16 protein-coding genes and 1 pseudogene are annotated in these 22,133 nt (G+C 66.1%); 14 read left to right on the top strand and 3 right to left on the bottom strand.

All coding sequences use genetic code 11. The features are described 5' to 3' along the window. Window positions 1-4: 4 nt before the first annotated feature. Window positions 5-1,108, bottom strand: a complete 1,104-nt coding sequence (locus D7S86_RS23865) for a flagellar brake protein (RefSeq protein WP_158602074.1) — start codon at window positions 1,106-1,108, stop codon at window positions 5-7. Window positions 1,109-1,240: 132 nt separating this feature from the next. Beyond that, a complete protein-coding gene (locus tag D7S86_RS23870) occupies window positions 1,241-2,047 on the bottom strand; it encodes an AraC family transcriptional regulator (protein ID WP_121090359.1) in 807 nt (268 codons plus the stop codon). A gap of 261 nt (window positions 2,048-2,308) precedes the next feature. Here D7S86_RS23870 and melA point away from each other — a divergent pair, with 261 nt between their 5' ends. The 12 genes and pseudogenes from melA to dxs all read left to right on the top strand — a co-directional run. Next, entirely contained in the window at window positions 2,309-3,805 is a 1,497-nt protein-coding gene (gene melA, locus D7S86_RS23875; RefSeq protein WP_205962886.1) for an alpha-glucosidase/alpha-galactosidase, read from the top strand. Window positions 3,806-3,984: 179 nt separating this feature from the next. Further along, on the top strand, window positions 3,985-5,241 hold the full coding sequence (locus D7S86_RS23880; RefSeq protein ID WP_121090361.1) for an ABC transporter substrate-binding protein: 1,257 nt from the start codon (window positions 3,985-3,987) through the stop codon (window positions 5,239-5,241). Between the two features lie 44 nt (window positions 5,242-5,285). After that, entirely contained in the window at window positions 5,286-6,251 is a 966-nt protein-coding gene (locus D7S86_RS23885; protein WP_121090121.1) for a carbohydrate ABC transporter permease, read from the top strand. Beyond that, window positions 6,248-7,093 (top strand): carbohydrate ABC transporter permease, encoded by an 846-nt coding sequence (locus D7S86_RS23890; protein ID WP_121090123.1) that lies wholly within the window; start codon window positions 6,248-6,250, stop codon window positions 7,091-7,093. Before D7S86_RS23885 ends, D7S86_RS23890 begins: the two co-directional genes overlap by 4 nt. A 294-nt stretch (window positions 7,094-7,387) precedes the next feature. Then, on the top strand, window positions 7,388-8,104 hold the full coding sequence (locus D7S86_RS23895; protein ID WP_121090125.1) for a CDP-alcohol phosphatidyltransferase family protein: 717 nt from the start codon (window positions 7,388-7,390) through the stop codon (window positions 8,102-8,104). Beyond that, entirely contained in the window at window positions 8,101-8,868 is a 768-nt protein-coding gene (locus D7S86_RS23900) for a HalD/BesD family halogenase (protein ID WP_121090127.1), read from the top strand. Before D7S86_RS23895 ends, D7S86_RS23900 begins: the two co-directional genes overlap by 4 nt. After that, on the top strand, window positions 8,865-9,857 hold the full coding sequence (locus D7S86_RS23905) for a lysylphosphatidylglycerol synthase domain-containing protein (RefSeq protein WP_121090129.1): 993 nt from the start codon (window positions 8,865-8,867) through the stop codon (window positions 9,855-9,857). Before D7S86_RS23900 ends, D7S86_RS23905 begins: the two co-directional genes overlap by 4 nt. 34 nt (window positions 9,858-9,891) lie before the next feature. Then, the gene (locus D7S86_RS23910; RefSeq protein WP_121090131.1) at window positions 9,892-10,668 is read left to right on the top strand and encodes a phosphocholine cytidylyltransferase family protein; all 777 of its coding nucleotides are present in this window, start codon (window positions 9,892-9,894) and stop codon (window positions 10,666-10,668) included. Beyond that, window positions 10,665-12,383: a phosphoenolpyruvate mutase gene (gene aepX, locus D7S86_RS23915; RefSeq protein ID WP_166444159.1), complete on the top strand. Its 1,719-nt coding sequence runs from the start codon at window positions 10,665-10,667 to the stop codon at window positions 12,381-12,383. Before D7S86_RS23910 ends, aepX begins: the two co-directional genes overlap by 4 nt. After that, window positions 12,376-13,578: a phosphonopyruvate decarboxylase gene (gene aepY, locus D7S86_RS23920; protein WP_121090133.1), complete on the top strand. Its 1,203-nt coding sequence runs from the start codon at window positions 12,376-12,378 to the stop codon at window positions 13,576-13,578. Before aepX ends, aepY begins: the two co-directional genes overlap by 8 nt. 14 nt (window positions 13,579-13,592) lie before the next feature. After that, window positions 13,593-14,684: a 2-aminoethylphosphonate aminotransferase gene (locus D7S86_RS23925; protein WP_121090135.1), complete on the top strand. Its 1,092-nt coding sequence runs from the start codon at window positions 13,593-13,595 to the stop codon at window positions 14,682-14,684. A 363-nt stretch (window positions 14,685-15,047) separates the two neighbouring features. Further along, window positions 15,048-16,895 (top strand): annotated as a pseudogene (dxs, locus tag D7S86_RS23930) (1-deoxy-D-xylulose-5-phosphate synthase); the annotation flags it as partial. A gap of 266 nt (window positions 16,896-17,161) precedes the next feature. Here dxs and hpnN read toward each other — a convergent pair. After that, window positions 17,162-19,816 (bottom strand): hopanoid transporter HpnN, encoded by a 2,655-nt coding sequence (hpnN, locus tag D7S86_RS23935; protein ID WP_121090137.1) that lies wholly within the window; start codon window positions 19,814-19,816, stop codon window positions 17,162-17,164. Window positions 19,817-20,103: 287 nt separating this feature from the next. Here hpnN and D7S86_RS23940 point away from each other — a divergent pair, with 287 nt between their 5' ends. Beyond that, window positions 20,104-20,715: an MlaC/ttg2D family ABC transporter substrate-binding protein gene (locus D7S86_RS23940; protein ID WP_121090139.1), complete on the top strand. Its 612-nt coding sequence runs from the start codon at window positions 20,104-20,106 to the stop codon at window positions 20,713-20,715. A 437-nt stretch (window positions 20,716-21,152) separates the two neighbouring features. Continuing rightward, window positions 21,153-22,091: a 4-hydroxy-3-methylbut-2-enyl diphosphate reductase gene (gene ispH / locus D7S86_RS23945; protein WP_121090141.1), complete on the top strand. Its 939-nt coding sequence runs from the start codon at window positions 21,153-21,155 to the stop codon at window positions 22,089-22,091. Window positions 22,092-22,133 lie beyond the last annotated feature (42 nt).

Consider the following 22,133-nt stretch of genomic DNA (forward strand, 5'->3'; position numbering starts at 1 on the left):
GATTTCAGAGCGCGTCGGCTTGCGATTGTTCGAGCACGTAATACGACAACAGCAACCGATCGTTCGCGCTGAGGTCCTGGAGCTGCAGTCCGTAGCTCACATGACCCGGCGTGTCGTCGCGCCGCACGTGACGCACGCGTCCGCGCACTTCGAGCGGTTGATCGTGCCCGATCGTATGCAGGCAGAACGACAGGCGCACGACGTCGTTGATCGCCGCGAGGCCTTCGCGCGCGGAGACGTTCATGCCCGATGCGCTGAGGTTGCGGATCACGCCGGCATCCGCGAAATCGTGCGCCGTGCGATGGCCTTGATCGGCGTGCTGACGTTCGGCGTTGTCCTGCGCGCCGGCGTGTTCGCGTGCCATCAACGCAAAGAAGCGCACGCGCGCGCGCAGCGCCGAGCGGGCGCGCAAGCGCGAAATCGGTCCGGGCGCCGACAGCAGCGCATATTCAAACGGCTGTCTGAATGTGCTCTGGACCGTGCACACGAAACCGTAGACCGCGCGACGCGACACGTAGACCGCGCTGAGCCGCTCGCCGACGACGAGATCGACGACGCGGCCGTCCGATGTCGGCGGCGTAATGAAGATCGAATGATTCGGCGCGACGCCGATCACGCGGCATCCGAGCGCGCCGATCCCGGTGTTCTTGGGCGGCTGCAGGCGGAGCAGGGCGCCGATCTCGAGGCCGAGGTCGGCGTGCGTGATGACGGATGCTTTCGCGCCGGCCCCTTCTGCGTTCGCGCTTTCCAGGCGCGCGTGTGCCGAATCGGCGCCGTCGGACGCATCGGCTGCGTCGGCGGCCACGGAGGGCGCGGCGTCATCGGCGCCCTCGGCGGCGTGGACTTCGCGTGCCGCGTCGGACGGCGCGTGCGCACGCGTGCGGATCGGCCCGAAGTGCTCGACGAGCAGCGCGCGCGCGGCGTCGGACGGGATGATCGATCCGGCCATCAGCACGATGACGCCGTGCGAATCGACAAGGTCGGCGTCGAGCGGCTCGCCGAACGGGACGCCCGGGTCGTCGTGTTCGGCGGCGTCGAGCGTTGCGTTGGATGTAGGTTCGATGACAATCCCCGGCTGCGGTCGATGGTGTGCACCACTGCGAAGCATGCAGTTAACCACGACGGGCCGATGCTCGACAAGACAGCCCCGCATCGGCACGCGACGGCCGTGCGGCGAGCGAAGCGCTTCGGCACGCGTTTCGACGACGTTTGCGACGACGTTTGCGACCGCCATCACGCGTCAAGCCGCCCCTCTCGGCGCCGAATACATGCCGGTGCTGCGGAACTGCGAGGGGCTGATCCCATACGTGCGCCGAAAGACCTTCGCGAAGTAGTTCGGATCTTCGAACCCGCAATGCGTCGAGATCGCCTTGACGCTCAACGTGCCGCTCGTGAGCAGCCGCGCGGCGAGCCGCATGCGTTCGAGCAGCACGAATTCCGCGGGTGAACTGCCTTCCGACGCGGTGAACACGCGCGTGAAATGCGCGCGCGAGAGACCGGCGAGATCGGCGAGCGCCTGCACGTCGAGATCGCGTCCGAGATTGCGGCGGATATGCGCGACGACGCGTTCGGTCGGACGATGCGCGGGCCGGCCGCGCTGCGTGTCGTGCGGCCCGAGCACGTCGTCGTAGAGCGCCATGGTCGCCGTATAGGCGAGCGCGGACGCGCGGCCCGGCGTTTCGAGCGCGACGTCGCCGAGCGCGAGGCAGCATTGCGCGAGATGATCGATCGTCGCGGGCTTGAGCCGGAACACGGGACCGACCGCGCCGAGGATCGCCTGATGCAGGCGCAGCGCCTCGCGACCCGTCATCGCGATCCAGAAGAACTCCCAGCGTCCGCCTTCGTCGACCCAGTACCGGTGAGGATGCGGGATCACGACGAGCATCGTCTCGCCGGGCCGGATACGCCAGTGGTGCCGCTCGTAGTTGAGCCGGCCTTCGCCCGCGATGCAGTGCTGGAGCACGGAGAACGGCACCGAGCCGCGCCGCCGTCCGTCCCAGTCGTAGCTCGGGCCCTCGGCGATTTCATACCCGGTGCTCGTCGGCATCACATGCAGGCGATCGCGTCGCTGCGGCAAGGAAATGGGCCGCCCGAACGGGCCGCGCTCGATCAATTTCGGTAGCACAAAATTACCCCTATCCGCACAGTTTCCCTCTGGTCAGGCACCGGGCCGCGCGCTCAGAATGACGTCAGACCCGTTTCGCGCGGACGCAGGGTCCGCACGGGCACCGCAAGCATGCATATAGCGCCAGGCGCTGATGGACCGCACCGGCGCGCTATCTGCCTCACCATTTCGAGGGAGCGTATTTTGACGGCTCGATTCAAGATTGCGATTATCGGAGCGGGAAGCGTCGGATTTACCCGCACGCTTGTCAAGGATTTACTCAGCGCACCCGCGCTGCAGGACATCGAGATCGCGCTGACCGATATCAATGAACACAATCTGTCGATGATCCGGCAGATTCTCGACCGCATCGTCGAGGTCAATCACTTTCCGACGCGCATCACGGCGACGACCGACCGGCGTCGCGCGCTCGACGGCGCGCGCTACGTGATCAATTGCGTGCGCACGGGCGGGCTCGAAGCGTTCGCCGACGATATCCGGATTCCGCTCAAGTACGGCGTCGACCAATGCGTGGGCGACACGATCTGCGCGGGCGGCATCATGTACGGCCAGCGTTCGGTTCGCGCGATTCTCGATTTCTGCGCCGATATCCGCACGATGGCCGAACCCGGCGTGCGGCTGCTCAACTATGCGAATCCGATGGCGATGAACACGTGGGCGGCGATCGACCACGGCGGCGTCGACACGATCGGCCTCTGTCATGGCGTGCAGCACGGTTGGCGCCAGATCGGCGAGGTGCTCGGCGCCGAGAACCCGAACGACGTCGAGTACATTTGCTCGGGCATCAATCACCAGACCTGGTATGTCGACGTTCGCTACAAGGGCCGCCGGGTCACGCGCGACGAACTCATCGAGGGGTTCGAGCGTCACCCCGTCTATTCGCAGCAGGAAAAGGTCCGCATCGACGTGCTCAAGCGTTTCGGCGTGTACTCGACCGAAAGCAACGGCCACCTTTCGGAATACTTGCCGTGGTATCGCAAGCGCCCCGAGGAAACGAAGCGCTGGATCGATCTGTCCGAGTGGATCCATGGCGAGACGGGCGGCTATCTGCGCGTCTGCACCGAAGGGCGCAACTGGTTCGAGGAAGAGTTCCCGCGCTATCTCGCGGAAGCCGAAACGCCGCTCGATCCGTCCAAGCGCAGCGACGAACATGCGAGCCACATCATCGAGGCGCTTGAAACGGGCAAGGTCTATCGCGGGCATTTCAACGTCAAGAATCGCGGTCTCGTCACGAATCTCGCGCAGGATGCGATCGTCGAGACGACGGGCTTCGTCGATCGATTCGGCCTGAACATGGTCGCGGGCATCACGCTGCCCGATCCGTGCGCGACGATTTGCGAGGCGTCGATCAACGTCCAGCGCATGGCGGTCAAGGCAGCGGTCAACGGCGACGTCGACCTGCTCAAGCTCGCGATGCTCAACGATCCGCTGACGGGGGCGATCTGCACGCCCGATGAAGTCTGGCAAATGGCGGACGAAATGCTCGTCGCTCAGGCTAAATGGCTGCCGCAGTATGCGCATGCGATCGATGCGGCCAAGGCGCGGCTCGCGAAGCATTCGGTCGCGACGCGCGACTGGCAGGGCGCCGCGAGTCTGCCCGTGCGTTCGGTCGAGCAGATGCGCGAGGATCGCGCGAAACGGCATGGCGGCGTCGCGCCGGATCAGCAAGTGGTGGCCTGAGAGGGCGGCCGGAACACGATGCGGTCGTTCACGCGCGGTCCCCGCGTGCGAACGACCGCATGACATCGCATCGTGCGGATGCGATCGCATCGAAGCAGACGGCATCGCGCGGGCTCGCCGCCTCGAACGGCGCCGGCCGGCACGGTGTCACGACACGACAAAAACACGGAGACAACACAATGAGACTGTTCAAGATCGGGCTGCTCGTCGGCTCGTTGCTCGCTTCCTTGCTCGCGACCCGGGTCTACGCGGATCCGGTCACGCTGCGCTTCTGGGTGGCGTGGGACCCGCAGCAGGCCGACGCGATCGCGGCGACCAAGCAGATCGAGGCGTACGAGCAGGCTCATCCGAACATCAAGATCGATATCCAGAACATCGCGTTCGGCGCGCTCCACGACAAGCTCATCACGTCGATCGCGGGCGGCGATGCGCCCGACGTGAGCTGGGGGCTCATCGAGTGGCTCGGCGAACTCAACCGCATGAACGCGCTCGCGGACCTCACGCCGTACGCGGCCAAGTGGCCCGACCGCGCGCAGATCTATCCGAACGCGCTCGACGCGGTCACGATCGACGGCAAGCTCATGGCGCTGCCGCATTATCTGGGCATTCGCGGTCTGCTCTATCACGAGGACATGCTGCAGAAGGCCGGCATCGCCACGCCGCCGAAGACGTGGGACGAACTCGTCACCGACAGCCAGAAGATCAAGCAGGCGACCGGCAAATACGGTTTCGGTATCGCGGGCACGGGCGTGCGCGCGCCGCAGGAACTGTTGATGTATCTCGCACAGAACAACGCGACGCTCGCCAAGCGCATGCCCGACGGCAAATACCGCAATACATGGGGCGAGGATCCGAAGGAGCTCGCGAACGCGGCGCAGGTGTTCGCGTTCTACAAGACGCTGCAGGACAAGCAGGTCATCGCGCCCGAGGCGAGCAGCTGGGGCTGGGAGGAGGAAGACACGAACTTCTCGCTGGGCCAGTATGCGATGGTCGTCGACGGGTCGTGGATGAAGAATCGCGCCGAGCAGAACCCCGACACGATGAAGGACGTCAAGATCGTCGCGCCGCCGTATGGTCAGAAGCCCGCGACGTTCTTCGAGATCAATCCGTTCTTCGTCTACAAGGGCAAACATCAGCAGGAAGCCTGGGACTTCGCGTCGTTCATGCTGAGCAAGGGATATCAGAGCGCGGTCCACGGCGAGCGTTCGCCGCGCATGGACGTCGTGAGCCAGACGAAGTGGGGCAAGGACTTCACGGGGCTCGCGCCGACCGGCGTCGGCTTTCCGCCGGTGGCGCTCGGTTCGATCACGCGCGCGATGGAAGAATCGATCGGACGCGTCCTGCTCAAGAAGGAAGATCCGCAGTCGGTCGCGACGTGGCTCTCGAAGGCCGTCAATCGCGCGTTGCGGCAATCGGGTGAGTTGAGCGGCAACTAAATGGCGAACACGGTCGGATCGTCTGTCGTAAGGAACGAGATGTCATGAGACGCGTTACCCTCGATGTTCAGGTCGGCCTGCCCGCGCGCGAGGCGAGCGCGCCGCGGCGGCCGGCGCCGAGCCGCACGGCGCGCATGCGCCGCGCGGCCTGGTTGTTCGTGAGCCCGGCCGCACTGTTCTTTCTGGTGCTGATCGCGTTTCCGCTCGTCAGCGTGCTCTGGCGCAGCGTGCATTTCGCGAGTTTGACGAACCCGACCGTGACGGGCTTCGCGGGTCTCGAGAACTACCGCACGATTCTCGACGACGACACGTTCTGGCCCGCGCTGCGTAACACGACGGTCTGGACCGTGCTGTCGGTGGCGGGCGAATATCTGCTCGGCATCGTGTCGGCCGTCGCGCTCGCGCAGCCCCTGCGTGGCCGCGCGCTGTTCCGCGGCGCGATCATCATCCCGTGGGTCATTCCGATCGTCGTCGCCGGGCTCGACTGGACCTGGATGCTGACGCCCGACTACGGCGTCATCAATCTCTGGCTGGTCAAGATCGGCGTGCTCGATCACGCGCGCTTCTGGCTCGGCGATATGAGCACGGCGCTGCTGACGGTCACGTTCGTCAATATCTGGCGCAGTTTTCCGTTCTATACGATCAGCTTGCTGGCCGCGCTTCAGGCTGTGCCGCAGGAACTCCACGAAGCCGCGGCGATCGACGGCGCGGGACCCGTGCGCCGTTTCGTCTCGATCACGCTGCCGCATGTGAAGACGGTCTCGCTGACGCTGATCTTCATTCACGTGATCTGGACCGCGATCAATTTCGACTTCATCTGGGTCATGACCGAAGGCGGACCGCTCAATGCATCGGTGACCGTGCCGATCATGATCTATCGCTACGCGATGCAGGATTACGACATCGGCGCCGCATGCGCGCTCGCGAGTCTGTCGATGGCGTTCATGGCGAGCGCGTTCTTCGTCTACTACTACGGCGCGCTGCGACGCGCGAAAGGAGCCGCGCGATGATCGTCGGAAAGACCGAACGGATTGCGCAGACGTCGATCACGTACACGACATTGGTCGCGCTCGCGATCTTCTGCCTGTTTCCGTTTCTCTGGATGCTCGATACGGCGTTCAAGCCCGTCGAGGAAATCCGCAGCGTCGCGCCGAGTTTCTGGATCGTGCATCCGACGCTCGAAAACTTCAGGCACGTCGTCGTCGACAGTCCGTTCGTCGCGTACTTCCGCAATAGCGCGATCGTCGCCGTGTTCGCGACGCTGCTCACGCTGCTCGTCTCGACGTTCTCGAGTTATGCATTGAGCCGTTGGCCGCGTCTGCCCGCGTCGCGCACGGTCGGCGCGGCGCTGCTCGTGTCGCAGATGATTCCCGGCGTGCTGCTGCTCGTGCCGATCTACGTGCTCATGCGCACGCTCGATTTGCTGAGCACCTATGCGTCGCTGATCATCGTCTATTGCACGTTCATGATTCCGCTCGCGACATTCATGCTCAAGGGTTTCTTCGACGACGTACCCGGCGAAATCGAGGAAGCGGCCGAGATCGACGGCTGCAGCCGCCTCGGTTTTATCTGGCGCGTGCTGCTGCCGCTGTCGTTGCCGGGCATCGTCGCGACGGGCGCGTTCGCATTCGTCGCGGCCTGGAACGAATTCATGTTCGGTTACGTGCTGATCAATGACGATGCGCGCCGCACGTTGACGCCCGGCATCATGATCTTCAAAGGCTCGCACGTGACGGATTGGGGCTCGCTGATGGCGGCTTCGGTACTGGCCGTGGTCCCCGTCGCATTGTGCTTCGTCTATATCCAGCGTTTTCTGGCGGGCGGTCTGTCGGCCGGCGCCGTCAAGGGATAATCGTTCGAAAGGGGCCGTTCTTTAGGGCGTGCTTAAGCACGGTTCAAGCGACGCGGCGCGACTTCTTAATGCTTTCAATTGTCTTTCCAAGCATCGCCAAATCCGAGGCGCGCGCATGCCAAGCGCATGCAAAGCGCCTGCCATGCCGCGTGTAACACGTCCGTAAAACGGCGAAAATCTTTTGTAAATCCAAGGTGTTGCCCAATTCGTTCCGATTAAAACTAGATGCCTAACGGCGTGCCTTCTGGCACCATTCGGTCTGCAAGAAATTTTCCAAGGGTATATATTCCCGGGATGAAAAACCTACCGGATCCGTTGTCCTCTACCGCAGTAGCTGCAGCCGCCACCGCCCGGCCCTGGGATGCGCGCCTTGCGCGGTGGCTCGTGACACCCCTCATCGATACCCGTATCACGCCGAATCATCTGACCACGCTGCGTTTGCTGATCGGCGTGCTGTGTGCGATCGCGTTCGGCGTCGGCGGTTATCGCTATGCCAATCTCGGCGCCGCCTTGCTCGTGCTGTCGAATTTCGTCGATCACACGGACGGCGAACTCGCGCGCATCAGCGGCAAGACGAGCCGCTTCGGTCATTTTTACGACCTCGCGTGCGATGCGCTCGTGACGATCGCGCTGTTCGTCGGGATCGGCGTGGGAGTGGCGACGATGCAAGGCGCGACGCATGGCGCGTTCGCGCTCGCGGGCGTGACGATCGCGCCGCAGGCGCTCGGATGGCTCGCGGGCATCGCGGTCGCGCTGATTTTCTTTCTGCGCATGCAGATCGAGGAACGCGAAGGCAAGGCCGGCACCAAGCAGGCCTCGGTCGCGGGCTTCGAAACCGAAGACGTGCTCTATCTGATGCCGCTCGTCACGCTGTTCGACGGGACGCAGGGCTTTCTCGTCGCCGCGTCGATCGGCGCGCCGCTGTTTGCGCTATGGGTCGTCTGGGACTATGTGCGCATGCTGCGCCGCGCGTCGTCGGCCCAGGCAAGCGGTTATGAGGGCGCGCGATGAACGCCGCGCTCGACGATACGCGCGTCGCGCCGCGCGACCGCGCCGCGCCGATTCTGGCGTCCTTGCCCGAGCCGGTCCCGGTCGATGCGTTCCGCGAGCAGGGTGCGTTCCTTTATCTCGACACGTTTCTGCCGCGCGACGTGACCGATGCGCTGATCGCGGGCGTGCGCGCCGTGCAGGGCTCGGTCAATCGCAACTATCTGCCGGGTCACAAGCAGGGCGGCAGCGTCAGCCGCTACACGATCGATGAGCTCGCGCCCGCGATCGCCGAACTGTATCGTTCGCCGGTACTGATCCGCTGGCTCGAGACGCTCTGCGGCGAAGCGCTGCAGCCGTCGCCCGACGACGATCCGCATGCGTACGCGCTCTACTTCTATACGAAGCCGGGCGACCATATCGGCTGGCACTACGACACCTCGTATTACGAGGGGCGCCGCTATACGCTGCTGCTCGGCGTGATCGACGATTCGTCGTGCTTTCTCGAATACCGGCTGCATACGCGCGAGCCGAACGTGCCGATCGTCGAGGACGCCGTGCAGATCCCGCCCGGCGGTCTCGTGTTTTTCGACGGCGACAAACTCCATCACCGGATCACGCCGCTCGGCGAGAACGAGGAGCGCGTGTCGCTGACGTTCGAATACGTGACGAACCCGCATATGCGGCCGTTCCAGCGGTTTATCTCGAACATGAAGGACGCCGTCGCGTACTTCGGATTCCGCCAGGTGTTCCGGCAACTGCTCGGCAAGCGGACAGGGCGGGCATGACACGCGCCGCGCTGGTTTCGCTGTCCATCGGCCTCGCGCTGTTTATCGGCCTGCTCGTCTGGCAGGGCGCGGGTCCGCTCGTCTCCGCGCTCTCGCTCGCGGGTTTCGGCGTCATCGCCGTCGCGGTGTTCCACCTCGTGCCGCTCGTGCTCGACGCGGGAGCCATCCATGTGCTCGCGCCGCGCGGACTGTCGCTGTCGAACGCGATTCTCGCGCGCTGGTCCGGCGAGTCGGTCAACAGCCTGCTGCCGGCCGGGCAGATCGGCGGACCCGTGCTGATGGTCCGGCGTCTCGCGCAGCTCGGCGCGTCGACGGTCGAAAGCGCATCGGTCATCACCGTCAGCACGACGTTGCAGACGGGCGCGCAGGTCGTGTTTTCGCTGATCGGGCTCGTCGTGCTCGGCGCGCATGCGGTATCGCACGCGTCCGACGTGCTCTGGATCGCGGGCGCGGCCGTGACCGCGGTGCTCGCCGCGATGATCTACGGGTTCTACCATGCGCAGCGGCGCGGCCTGTTCGGCTGGCTCTCGCGGCGTGTCGCGAAGTTCGGCGCGGGCCGCGACTGGTCGACGCTGCTCAACGGCGCCGACGCGGTCGATGCGCGCGTGCACGCGATCTACCGCGAGCGCGCGCAGGTCGTCGCGAGTTTCGCATTGAGTCTCGTCGGCTGGATCGTCGGCACGGCCGAAGTCTGGATGGCGCTGCGCCTGATCGGCCATCCGGTCGGCTGGAGCGACGCGCTGATGCTCGAAAGCCTCGGGCAGGCGATTCGCGGCGCGGCCTTCGCGATTCCCGGCGCGCTCGGCGTTCAGGAAGGCGGGTACCTGCTGCTCGCGCCGCTCGTCGGGTTGCCGCCCGACGCCGCGCTTGCGCTCTCGCTGATCAAGCGCGCGCGCGAACTGATACTCGGCATTCCGGGCCTCGTCTTCCTGCATTTTTCGGAGCGCGGCTCGCGACGCGGCGCCGCGCGCCTGCAGACGACCGACTAGCGGCTCACACCCAACGAATCAAGAGGACATACCAATGCGCGCGATTATTCTCGCGGCGGGTCGGGGTTCACGCCTGTTGCAGACCGACGATCGCATCAGCCCGAAATGCCTGCTGCGTTTCGACGGCGTGACGCTGCTCGAACGCCATCTGCGCTTGTTGCGCACGCTCGGGGTCGAGGAGGTCGTGCTCGCACTGGGCTTCGAGCATCAGCAGATCGAAGCCGAACTCGACCGGATCCAGGGCTTTGCGCGTCCGTCGATCGTGATCAACCCGCAATACACGCTGGGCAGCGTGCTGACCGTGCATACGGTCGCCGACGCGCTCGTCGCGGGCGGCGACGTGCTGCTCATGGACGCCGACGTGCTTTACGACGAACGCGTGCTCGCGCCGCTCGTCGTCGATGCGTCGGCCAATCGTCTGCTGATCGACCGCGCCTTCGAAGAAGGCGACGAGCCCGTCAAGCTCTGCGTGCGCGACGGCGTGCCCGTCGAACTGCGCAAGCAGGTCGCGGCGAACCTCGCGTTCGACACGATCGGCGAATCCGTCGGTTTTTTCCGCTTCACCGAATCCGCCGCGCGCCGCCTGGCCGACATCGTCGCCGACTATGTCGAGGGCGGCCGCGCGAACCTGCCTCATGAAGAGGCCGTGCGCGATCTGCTGCTCGAGCAGCTCGACGATCCGCGCCACCCGTTCGACGTCGCCGACGTCACGGGCGCGCCGTGGATCGAGATCGACTTCCCGAACGACGTCGTCCGCGCCGCCGACGAGGTCCTTCCCCAACTTGAACCGCTTCCGCTGGTGACTCCATGAACGCTCCCGATACCTTCAAGCCTGTTCCCGCGACGCGCGCCCGCCGGCTGCGCGAGATGCTCGTCAGCCCGCAGCTCGAATTCCTGATGGAAGCCCATAACGGCCTGTCGGCCCGTATCGTCAAGGAGGCGGGTTTCAAGGGGATTTGGGGCTCGGGTCTCGCGATCTCCGCGCAGTTCGGCGTGCGCGACAACAACGAGGCGAGCTGGACGCAGGTCGTCGACAACCTCGAATTCATGGCCGACGCGAGCGATCTGCCGATCCTGCTCGACGGCGACACGGGCTATGGCAACTTCAACAATATGCGCCGCCTCGTGCGCAAGCTCGAGCAGCGCGGCATCGCGGGCGTGTGCATCGAAGACAAGGTGTTCCCGAAGACGAACAGCTTCATCGGCGGCGAACGCCAGCCGCTCGCCGAGATCGACGAGTTCTGCGGCAAGATCAAGGCCGGCAAGGATTCGCAGGGCGACGACGATTTCTCGATCGTCGCGCGCGTCGAGGCGCTGATCGCGGGCTGGGGCATGGAAGAAGCGCTCAAGCGCGCCGAGGCCTATCGTCAGGCCGGCGCCGACGCGATCCTGATCCACAGCAAGCTTTCGCGGCCCGACGAGATCCTGACGTTCGCGCGCGAGTGGGGCGGCCGCGCCCCGATCGTCATCGTGCCGACGAAGTACTACAGCACGCCGACCGAAGCGTTCCGCAAGGCGGGCATCAGCACGGTCATCTGGGCGAACCATCTGATCCGCGGCGCGGCGTCGGCGATGCAGTCGGTCGCGAAGGAAATCCACGACAGCCAGACGCTCGTCAATATCGAAGACCGCGTCGCGTCCGTCGACGAAATCTTCCGTCTGCAGGACGCCGACGAGTACACCGAAGCCGAGCGCGTCTATCTGACGTCGTCGCAGGCGCCACGCTCGGCTGTCGTGCTCGCGGCGAGCCGCGGCAAGGGCCTCGAAGCGCTGACCGAAGACAAGCCGAAGGTCATGCTGCCCGTCGCGGGCAAGCCGCTGCTGCGCTGGATCGTCGACGGCTTCAAGAAGCAGGGCGTCAACGACATCACCGTCGTCGGCGGCTATCGCGCCGACGCGATCGACACGGCGGGCATCAAGCTCGCGGTCAACGAACGTCATGCGGAAACGGGCGAACTCGCATCGCTCGCGTGCGCGATCGACAGACTGCGCGACGACACGGTCATCTCGTACGGCGACTTGCTGTTTCGCAGCTATATCCTGCGCGATCTGCTCGACTCGGAAGCCGACTTCTGCGTCGTCGTCGATTCGTCGGCCACGCAACCCGGCGGCGAAGGCCTCGCACAGACGAGCAGCGCGACGCGCGATCTCGCATTCTGTTCGAGCCCCGACACGCGCGATCTGTTCGGTCAGCGCGCGACGCTGCAGCGTGTCGCGCCGGCGGTCAATCCGATGGAGCCGCAGCGCGTCGACGGTCAGTGGGTCGGTCTGCTGAGCGTGCGCGGCACGGGTCTCGCGCGCATGCAGGCGATGGTCGCGAAGCTGCGCGAACGCAAGGACTTCGACAAACTCGACGTGCCGGCGCTGCTCAACGCGCTCGTCGCCGCGGGCGAGCAGGTCGACGTGATCTATGTCCACGGTCACTGGCGCAACGTCAACGATCTCGACGACTTCCGCCGCGCGGGCGATTTCGCGCACGCGCAGACACCGTTCTCGGATACCGCGGCGGGGCAACGCAATGATTGAGGCGCATGAATTCGTCGACGCCGCGCGCGAGCGCGGATTCGACTGGTATGCGGGCGTGCCGTGCTCGTACCTGACGCCGTTCATCAACTACGTGCTGCAGGATCCGAAGCTGCACTACTACTCGGCGGCGAACGAGGGCGATGCGGTCGCGCTGATCGCGGGCGTCGCGCTCGCGGGCAAGCGCGGCGTGACGATGATGCAGAACTCGGGTCTCGGTAATGCCGTGAGCCCGCTGACGTCGCTGACCTGGACGTTCCGCCTGCCGCAGTTGCTGATCGTCACGTGGCGCGGCCAGCCCGGCGTGCCCGACGAGCCCCAGCACCAGCTCATGGGGCCGATCACGCCGCAGATGCTCGAGACCATGGAGATTCCCTGGGAGACGTTCCCGACCGACGCCGCGGAGATCGGCCCGGCGCTCGATCGCGCGACCGCGCATATGGACGCGACGGGCCGGCCTTACGCGCTCGTCATGCAGAAGGGCAGCGTCGCGCCGTATGCGTTGAAGTCCGAGGGCAATCGTACGCGTCCCGCGCACACACCCGCCGTGACGACGTTGACGGGTGCGGCGCCCTCGGCGCTGCCGACGCGCACCGACGTGCTCGCGCGCGTGATCGAACGTACGCCGCTCGAGAACACGGTCGTGCTCGCGTCGACCGGTTTCTGCGGGCGTGAACTCTACGCGCTCGACGACCGCGCGAACCAGTTGTATCTCGTCGGTTCGATGGGCTGCGTGACGACGATCGCGCTCGGTCTCGCGCTCGCGCGTCCGGATCTGCGCGTCGTCGCGCTCGACGGCGACGGCGCGGCGCTCATGCGTCTCGGCGCGATGGCGACGCTCGGCGCCTACGGGCCGCGCAATCTCGTGCACCTGTTGCTCGACAACGCCGCGCACGATTCGACGGGCGGTCAGGCGACGGTGTCGCCGAACGTCTCGTTCGCGGGCGTCGCGGCCGCGTGCGGCTATGCGTTCTCGATCGAAGGCGATGCGCTGTCGGTCGTCGACCGGCTGTTCGATGCCGAGTCGGTCGACGGCGTACGCTTTGGCTGCGTGCTCACGCGCCCGGGCTCGCCCGACGGACTGCCGCGTCCGAAGGTCACGCCCGTCGACGTGCAGAAACGCCTGGGCCGCCATATCGACGATACCGGCGCCCGTCCCGATGTCACGCCGCAGGCGAGCGCGCCTGCGGTTTCCTAGTCTGGAGCGTCTCGATGCTGTTATTGAATCCCGGTCCCGTCACGCTGTCCGAACGCGTGCGCCAGAGCCTGCTCCGGCCGGATCTGTGCCATCGCGAAGACGAGTTCTTCGATCTGCAGGATGAAGCGCGCGCGCGTCTGCTCGGCGTCTACGGTCTCGATGCGCAGGATTGGGCCGCCGTGCTCATGACGGGCTCGGGCACGGCCGCCGTCGAAAGCATGATCGCGTCGCTCGTGCCCGAGAACGGCCGTCTGCTCGTCGTCGAGAACGGGGTCTACGGCGAACGCATCGCGCAGATCGCGAAGCAGTACCGGATCGACTACGAAGTCATGCGTCACGACTGGATGAGCGCGCCCGATTTCCATGCGATCGTGGGGCGTCTGGACCGCGCCGAGCGTCCGTTTACGCATATCGCCGTGATTCATCACGAGACGACGACGGGACGTCTGAACGATCTCGCGAGGCTCGCCGATGCGTGCGCCGAACGCGGCGCCGGTCTGCTCGTCGATGCGGTCAGCAGCTTCGGCGCCGAAGCGATTCCGTTCGCGCACGCGGGCCTCGCGGCCGTCGCGGCGACCGCGAACAAATGCCTGCACGCCGTGCCCGGCGCCGCCTTCGTGATCGCGCGGCAGGCCTCGATCGCGCGCGCCGCAAGCCGCACGTATTACCTCGATCTCGCGCGGCTCGCGAAGCTGCAGGCGCAACGCAACACGCCGTTTACGCCGTCGGTCCATGCGTACTACGCGCTCGTCGAGGGCTTGCGCGAGCTCGAAGATCAGGGCGGCTGGGAAGCGAGGCATGCGCACTATCGCGCGCTGGCCGAACGCGCCGCGAGCGGCTTCGCGACGCTCGGCATCGAGGCGGCGGTCCCCGCCGCGCAGAGCTCGGTCGTGCTGCGCGCCTACCGCCTGCCCGCGAACCTCGACTATGTGCAGCTGCACGACGGTCTCAAGGCGCGCGGCTTCGTCATCTATGCGGGCCAGGGCGGTCTCGCGTCGGAGATCTTCCGGATCTCGACGATGGGCAGCATCGCCGCCGCGGATATCGACCGTCTCGTCGACTCGGTCGCGCAACTCGTCGGGAAGAACGCGTCCGCGATCGCGTGAGTCTCGCGTTCGCGCGCGGGGTCTGCGCGGGCGCCGCGTATCGAAGACCGGATGTTCGGATTTCGTAACGATTGATTCGGGATGTGACGCGCGGGCGTTGTCCGAACACAACGCTCGCTGCGTCGCCGATGCCCGCACGCCGCGGCGCCGCATGGGCCCCGGCGCGATGCCGCGACGATTCGCCGCGATCGGGCGCGCGCGGCGCGTCACAGCCGTGTCATCAAGATGGAGCACGCGGGGCTGGGCATGCGCGCTTTGGACGTATAGGCTTGGGGTCATCGAGCGAGGCGCCGACGTCTCGCCTCGATCCAATGGGCTCGCGGCGGTCTGCTCGGCGCCGCCTTGCAAGGGATGAATAAGACCATGCACAAGGTGCTTCCCACGATCGACGACCCGGCTCAGCTTCACGGGCTTTCGCGCCCGGAACTCAAGCAACTCGCCGGCGAACTCCGTGATTTCGTGCTCGACAGCGTGTCCCGAACCGGCGGACATCTGTCCTCGAATCTCGGTACCGTCGAGCTGACGATTGCCTTACATCATGTCTTCAGCGCGCCCTATGACCGCATCGTCTGGGACGTCGGGCACCAGACCTATCCCCACAAGATCCTGACGGGCCGGCGCGAGCGGATGTCGACGCTGCGGCAACGCGGCGGCATCTCGGGCTTCCCGCGGCGCTGCGAATCGGAGTTCGACGCGTTCGGCACGGCCCATTCGAGCACGTCGATCTCGGCGGCGCTCGGCATGGCGGTCGCGGCCAAGCTCAACGGCGAGGCGCGCCGCGCGGTCGCGGTCATCGGCGATGGCGCCCTGACGGCCGGCGAGGCGTTCGAGGCGCTCAACAACGCGGGCGTCAGCGACGTACCGCTGCTCGTGATTCTCAACGACAACGAGATGTCGATTTCGCCGCCGGTCGGCGCGCTCAATCGCTATCTCGTGCGTCTCGTCTCGGGACGTTTCTATACGGGCGCGAAGGAAGGCGTGCGCAAGATGCTGCGCAAGTCGCCCCCGATGCTCGAACTCGCGCACAAGCTCGAGGAACATGCGAAAGGGCTCGTGACGCCCGCGACGATGTTCGAGGAATTCGGCTTCAATTACGTCGGACCGATCGACGGGCACGATCTCGATTCGCTGATCCCCGCGCTCGAGAATCTCAAGCGTCTCGACGGCCCGCAGTTTCTTCACGTGATCACGCGCAAGGGGCAGGGCTACAAGCTCGCCGAGGCCGACCCCGTGCTCTATCACGGACCCGGTAAATTCAACCCGCTCGAAGGCATCCAGCCCGCCGCGCCGCGCCGGACCTATACGGCCGTCTTTGGCGAGTGGCTCTGCGACGAAGCCGAGCGCGATGCGCGCGTGATCGGCGTGACGCCCGCGATGCGCGAAGGATCGGGGCTCGTCGAATTCGAACGACGCTTTCCCGATCGCTATTTCGACGTCGGCATCGCCGAGCAGCATGCGGTGACGTTCGCGGGCGGCCTCGCGACCGAGGGGCTGCGGCCCGTCGTCGCGATCTATTCGACGTTTCTGCAGCGCGCCTACGATCAACTGATCCACGACATCGCACTGCAGAATCTGCCGGTGCTGTTCGCGATCGACCGCGCGGGACTCGTCGGCGCAGACGGCGCGACGCATGCGGGCGCCTACGATCTGCCGTACCTGCGCTGCATCCCGAACATGACGGTCATGGCGCCGGCCGACGAGAACGAATGCCGGCAGATGCTGCATACGGGCTTGCAGATCAGCGGCCCGTCGGCCGTGCGCTATCCGCGCGGGGTCGGCCCCGGCGTGGCCGTCTCGGCCGCGTTGACCGCGCTGCCGGTCGGCAAGGGCGAGGTGCGTCGCGAATCGGGGGCGGCGGGCGGTGCGGGCGGCGCGCGGATCGCGATCCTCTCGTTCGGCTCGATGCTCGCGCCGAGTCTCGCGGCCGCCGCGCATTTCGACGCGACGGTCGCGAACATGCGGTTCGTCAAACCGATCGACGCGGCGCTGATCAAGCGGCTGGCGCAGACGCACGATCTCGTCGTGACGGTCGAAGAGGGGGCCGTCATGGGCGGCGCGGGATCGGCGTGCCTCGAAGTGCTCGCCGCCGAAGGCATCCGTGTGCCGGTCGTGCAGCTCGGTTTGCCCGATACGTTCGTCGATCACGGCGACCCGGCCGAGCAGCTCGCGTCGTGCGGACTCGACGCGGACGGCATCGCGGCGTCGCTCCGGCGCGCGATCCGCGACAAGCTTGCGAACGCCGTTGTCGCGAATGTCGCCCCGGTTGCGCCCGTCGCTCCGGTTGCCCCTGTTGCATCTGCACGGCAGGCGACCGCGAAGAGCGTGTCGCCGCGCGTCAAAGCCGGCTGACGTAGACGTTCAGACGCGCGACCGTCTCCTGGCACGGACTCCATCCATGCGGACGATCCTCGCGTATGGCCTTGTCGCGAGCGTGCCGATACGCGCACGCGGCAGCCGGAGCGCGGCTTTTTTGCCGCTTATTTGCTGACCGAACTTTCGCGCTGTTGACGCAGACGTTCGCGCTGCAGGCGTTTGCTGCGCGCGGCCTTGCGCGGCTTGCCCATGAGCACGGGCTGGAAGAACACCGCGCCGATCAGCGTACAAAGCAGCGCGAGCGCGAGCAGCTTGCCCATGCTCGACGTGCCCGGATGGTGCGAGAGCCAGAGGCTGCCGAACGCGACCGCCGTCGTGCCCGCGGACAGGATCACGGCCTGCGTGAGGCTCGACTGGAGCAGCTTCGTCTGGCCCGCGCGCCACGCCATCACGTAGTAGATCTTGAACGCGACGCCGACGCCGAGCAGCAGCGGCAGCGCGATGATGTTCGCGAAGTTCAGCCGCAGGCCGATAAGCTCCGAAATCTCGAGCGTCACGGCCGCGGAGACGAGCAGCGGCACCAGCGTGCGCAACACGTCGCCGAAGCGCCGCAGCGCGATCCAGAGCAGGATCGTGATCGACACGAGCGCGAGCAGCGCGGCCTGGATAAACGCATGCACGATGACGTCGGCCGAATGCAGGATCGAGATCGGACCGCCGATCACGCTCGGCTCGGCCTTGAGGACCGCCTTGCTGAAGCGGCGCAGCATCTCGGTATCGTTCGGGTTCGCGCCCGGCGCGACGCGCGGCGCGATGTCGACGAGCGCATGCCCGTCCTTCGTGATCCAGAGCGCGGCGAGGTCGGGCGGCAGCGTGTCGATCGTGATCGACGCCTGCGGCGTCAGCGCCGCGCGCAGTTGCGCGAGCGCGGTCTGCAGCGGCAGCGCGATCGCGCGGTCGGCGCGGTCGCGCGTCGCCGGGTCGCTTTTCGCCAGCTTGCGCAATGCGTCGGCGAGGTGGGTCGCTTGTTGCGCGCCCGGGCCCGGATGATCGAGCGCCGCGTTTTCGAGCTGACCGGCCGCGAGCCGCAGCGCCGACACGCGCGCGGGGTCGCTCATCGGCTGCGCGCGCGGCTGGTCGAGCACAGGCAGCAACTGCGACGCCGCATCGGCGATCGCGGCGCGCTTCGCATCCTGATCGGCGGGCACGAAGTCGCTGAGCGTCATCACGCGGCCGACCTCGGGCACGCCGCGCAGCCTCTGCGCATCGGCATCGGCCGCCGCGAGCGACGGCGCGAGCACCTGTACGTTGTTGACGCCGGCCTCGGGCGAATCGGCGAGACGCTGCAACGTGCGCATCGACTCCGTATGCGGGTCCTTGAGGTCGAGCGGATTGAAGTCGAAGTGCAGATGCGTGAGCAGCGGCAAGCCTGCCGCGACGAGCACGAGCGTGCCGATCAGCAGCGGATTGCGGTAATGCGCCGTGAACTTGTCGACGGGCGCGAGCCAGTGGAAGCCCGGGGCCGCGCGTTCGCCGCTCGGCTTGAACACGCAGATCAAGGCGGGCAGCAGCGTCACGCTCGACGGGAAGGCGACGAACAGGATGCCGACGCCCGCGATCTGTCCGAGTTCGGACACGCCGCGATAGGCCGTCGGCAGGAACGAGAAGAAGCTCGCGGCCGTGGCGGACGCCGCGAGTGCGAGCGGCATCGCAATCGAACGCGCCGCCGCGAGCAGCGCCTGATCGAGCGCGCCGTGGTGATGACGTTCCTCGCGATAACGCACGCCGAACTGAATGCCGAAATCGACGCCGATGCCGATGAACAGCACGGCGAACGCGACCGAGATCATGTTGAGCGCGCCGACCATGAGCAGGCCCGCCGCCGCCGTGATCACGAGCCCGACGATCAGCGTCGCGAACACGGCGATGACCATGCGCCGCGAGCGCACGGCAAGCCAGAGGATCACGAGCACGCAGAGCAGGGTGCCGATCGCGTTCGGGATCGCGCCTTCGCGGACCGAACCGAACTCTTCGTCGGCGAGCGGGCGCGGACCCGTGAGGTTGACGCTCGCGCCATAGCGTTCCTTCAGATGGAGGGCCTCGGCTGTCGCGCGGATCCGGTCGGAACTCGCGGCGCCCGCTTCGAGCGCGCTGAAATCGAGTACGGGCTGGACTTCGACGAAGCTGCGCGCCTTCGTGTCGGGATCGACGAGCGCGCGCCACGACATCGCGGCGGGGCGGCCCGCGAGCACGGCGTCGATCGTGTCGGCGCTCGTGCCGAGCAGCTTCGACATGTCGCCGAGCTGGACCTGGCCCGTCGTGAGCGGGATCTGCAGCGTGACCGACAGCAGACTCGCGAGGCCGCCGAGCGTCGGATCGCGCGCGAGGCGGTTGACGAGCGGCTTCGAGTCCTTGAGTTTCGAGGTCAGCGTGTCCACGTCCTTCGCGGACGCGAAGAGCAGTCCGTTGTGCTCGAAGAACGCGCCGGCGCCGGGCTCGCTGACGCTGCTGAATGCCTGGGTATCGGCGGCGAGCTTCTGCGCGAGCTCATGCGCGGCGAGGCTCGCGAATTCGGCCGCGGGCGCTTCGACGACCGCGAGCGTGATATCGGAGCGTTGCGGGAACGCGGCGTCGATGGCCTTGCCGCGCGCGCTCCACTCGGGGCTCGAATCGATCAGCGAACTGACGTCGGTGTTGATCGCGAAGTGGGTGGCGGCATACCAGCCGCTCAGTAGGGCGAGCAGCAGCCACGTCGCGATGACCAGGTAAGCGTGACGCATCGAAATACGGACGACGCGCACGATCAACGAAGTCAGCATGCAAGAGATCCTGGGTTAATGAGGTTAATGGGCTTAAAGGCAAGGGGCTTAAAGGCGCCAAAGCGCTTAAAGGAGCCGAAGACGTTCAAGGGCGCGGCACGGCGCGTGCGCATTGTACGGGGGGCGCCGGGTTGGTCCGCGGCTGTTAAAATGGCGGCCCCGCCTTCGCCGGGAACCGGTGTCGCCGCCTCGGCATCGATCGATGCGCGCCGCCATCCGGCCGACGCCGCGATCGAGACGCGCACCGGCTCCGCGAAGGCCGACCGTATTGTGCAGGGAAGGACGTAATGAAGAAACTCCTCGTAGCAGTGCTCGCGTTGTGCGTGATGACCGTCGCTTACGGTCAGTCGGCCAAGTCCGGTCCCAACGACGTCGTCAAGGACGCCGTCGAGGCGACGGTCAAGGCCGCGAAGGCCGATCCGGCCGCGCGCGACGGCGATCTCAAGGCGACGATCAAGGTCGTCGAGACGAACTTCCTGCCGTACACGGACTTCCGCCGTACGACGCGCATCGCGGTCGGCCAGGCCTGGAACACCGCGACGCCCGACCAGCAGAAACAACTGTTCGAACAGTTCCAGCAGTTGCTCGTCAACACGTACGCGCTGCAGCTGACCCAGGTCCGCGGCCAGGCGGTCAAGTTCAAGATCGATCCCGCGCAGCTCGGCGCCAACGGCAAGGACGCGGTCGTGCAGAGCGACGTCAGCGGCATCAACGACGATCTGCAGGTCGGCTATCGGCTCGGGCTGACCGACGACGGCTGGAAGATCTACGACATCGACATGGGCGGCGCGTGGCTGATCCGCGTGTATCAGCAGCAGTTCGCGGGCCAGCTCGCCCAGGGCGGCGTCGACGCGCTCATCAAGTTCCTCGTCGATCACAATGCGCGCGTGGCTCAATAGCGTCTCGCTCCGGTTGGACCGTCGAATCGGTTTCGCGGCCGGCATGTCGGGCTTTTGATTACGTTTTCATTGCACATGCGGCCGAAACGGCGCGGCGCGGATCATGGCGTTCGAATATCGACACGATGATCGCCGCGCTGTCATCCTGCAAGGTGGGTCGTGCGCTAATAGCAACAGGCGTGATTCGCGAATCCGGCGCGCGGCATGCGCGCTCGACGCGGCGGGCCCTTGCGGCGCATGTGCCACGCCAATATTGACGTGACCACGGAATGCCGAGCGCGCGAATCAATATCCCCGCGAATCACCATACGACCGGCAACATTTGACGCCGGGCGTTACAATCGCGGTTATTTCTGAAAACCGGGTTCCAAATGAAACGCGCATTTCACGCGCGCCGCCGGTGTATCGGGCTTTAATGAATTTCAGCGGAGACCTTAATGCAGGTTATTCTTGCTCAACCTCGTGGCTTTTGTGCGGGAGTCGTGCGCGCCATCGAGATTGTCGAGCGCGCGCTCCAGAAGTTTGGCGCGCCGGTCTATGTGCGGCACGAGATCGTTCACAATCGCCACGTGGTCGAGTCGCTGAAAGCAAAGGGCGCCGTCTTCATTGAAGAGCTGTCCGAGGCGCCGGCCGGCGCGGTGACGATCTTCAGCGCGCACGGCGTCGCGAAGGCCGTCGAGCAGGAGGCCGAGGAGCGCGGGCTCAAGGTGCTCAACGCGACGTGTCCGCTCGTGACCAAGGTCCATATCCAGGGCAAGAACTATCTCGCCAACGGCCGCCAGGTCATTCTCATCGGCCACGCGGGACACCCCGAAATTCTCGGCACGATGGGCCAGATCGACGGTCCCGTGCATCTCGTGCAGACCGAGGACGACGTCGAAACGCTCGGACTCAAGGTCGACGAACCCGTGTCGTATGTGACGCAGACGACGCTGTCGGTCGACGAGACGAAGGGCATCATCGGCAAGCTCCAGAACCGCTTCACGAATATCGTCGGCCCCGACACGAAGGACATCTGCTACGCGACGCAAAATCGCCAGACGGCGGTGCGCAGTCTCTGCGAGCGCGCGGACGTCGTGCTCGTCGTCGGTTCGCCGAACAGCTCGAATTCGAACCGCCTGCGCGAGATCGGCGAGGAAGTCGGCGTGCCGAGCTACCTGCTCGCCGACGGCAGCGAACTCAATCCCGAATGGGTCAAGGGCGCGAAGACGGTCGGCATCACGGCCGGCGCGTCGGCGCCCGAAAGCATGGTCGAAAACGTGATCGATGCGCTGCGCCGGCTGGGTCCGGTCGACCTGTCGATCATGGACGGCATCGAAGAAACCATTCAGTTCCGCCTACCGGCCGAATTGATCGAGGTGGCCCCGGCTGCCTGAGGCGGGACGCGGTCCGACCGGGCCGCGAAACGCGAACTGAAA

Origin of the sequence: Pararobbsia silviterrae, assembly GCF_003628125.1 — a bacterium.
GTDB lineage: Bacteria > Pseudomonadota > Gammaproteobacteria > Burkholderiales > Burkholderiaceae > Pararobbsia > Pararobbsia silviterrae.

What these genes read in the sequence shown, in the direction of transcription:
- D7S86_RS23865 (WP_158602074.1), bottom strand. Translation starts at nt 1,108, where the DNA reads ATGCTTCGCAGTGGTGCACACCATCGACCGCAGCCGGGGATTGTCATC.
- D7S86_RS23870 (WP_121090359.1), bottom strand. Translation starts at nt 2,047, where the DNA reads ATGCCGACGAGCACCGGGTATGAAATCGCCGAGGGCCCGAGCTACGAC.
- D7S86_RS23880 (WP_121090361.1), top strand. Translation starts at nt 3,985, where the DNA reads ATGAGACTGTTCAAGATCGGGCTGCTCGTCGGCTCGTTGCTCGCTTCC.
- D7S86_RS23885 (WP_121090121.1), top strand. Translation starts at nt 5,286, where the DNA reads ATGAGACGCGTTACCCTCGATGTTCAGGTCGGCCTGCCCGCGCGCGAG.
- D7S86_RS23890 (WP_121090123.1), top strand. Translation starts at nt 6,248, where the DNA reads ATGATCGTCGGAAAGACCGAACGGATTGCGCAGACGTCGATCACGTAC.
- D7S86_RS23895 (WP_121090125.1), top strand. Translation starts at nt 7,388, where the DNA reads ATGAAAAACCTACCGGATCCGTTGTCCTCTACCGCAGTAGCTGCAGCC.
- D7S86_RS23900 (WP_121090127.1), top strand. Translation starts at nt 8,101, where the DNA reads ATGAACGCCGCGCTCGACGATACGCGCGTCGCGCCGCGCGACCGCGCC.
- D7S86_RS23905 (WP_121090129.1), top strand. Translation starts at nt 8,865, where the DNA reads ATGACACGCGCCGCGCTGGTTTCGCTGTCCATCGGCCTCGCGCTGTTT.
- D7S86_RS23910 (WP_121090131.1), top strand. Translation starts at nt 9,892, where the DNA reads ATGCGCGCGATTATTCTCGCGGCGGGTCGGGGTTCACGCCTGTTGCAG.
- aepX (WP_166444159.1), top strand. Translation starts at nt 10,665, where the DNA reads ATGAACGCTCCCGATACCTTCAAGCCTGTTCCCGCGACGCGCGCCCGC.
- aepY (WP_121090133.1), top strand. Translation starts at nt 12,376, where the DNA reads ATGATTGAGGCGCATGAATTCGTCGACGCCGCGCGCGAGCGCGGATTC.
- D7S86_RS23925 (WP_121090135.1), top strand. Translation starts at nt 13,593, where the DNA reads ATGCTGTTATTGAATCCCGGTCCCGTCACGCTGTCCGAACGCGTGCGC.
- hpnN (WP_121090137.1), bottom strand. Translation starts at nt 19,816, where the DNA reads ATGCTGACTTCGTTGATCGTGCGCGTCGTCCGTATTTCGATGCGTCAC.
- D7S86_RS23940 (WP_121090139.1), top strand. Translation starts at nt 20,104, where the DNA reads ATGAAGAAACTCCTCGTAGCAGTGCTCGCGTTGTGCGTGATGACCGTC.
- ispH (WP_121090141.1), top strand. Translation starts at nt 21,153, where the DNA reads ATGCAGGTTATTCTTGCTCAACCTCGTGGCTTTTGTGCGGGAGTCGTG.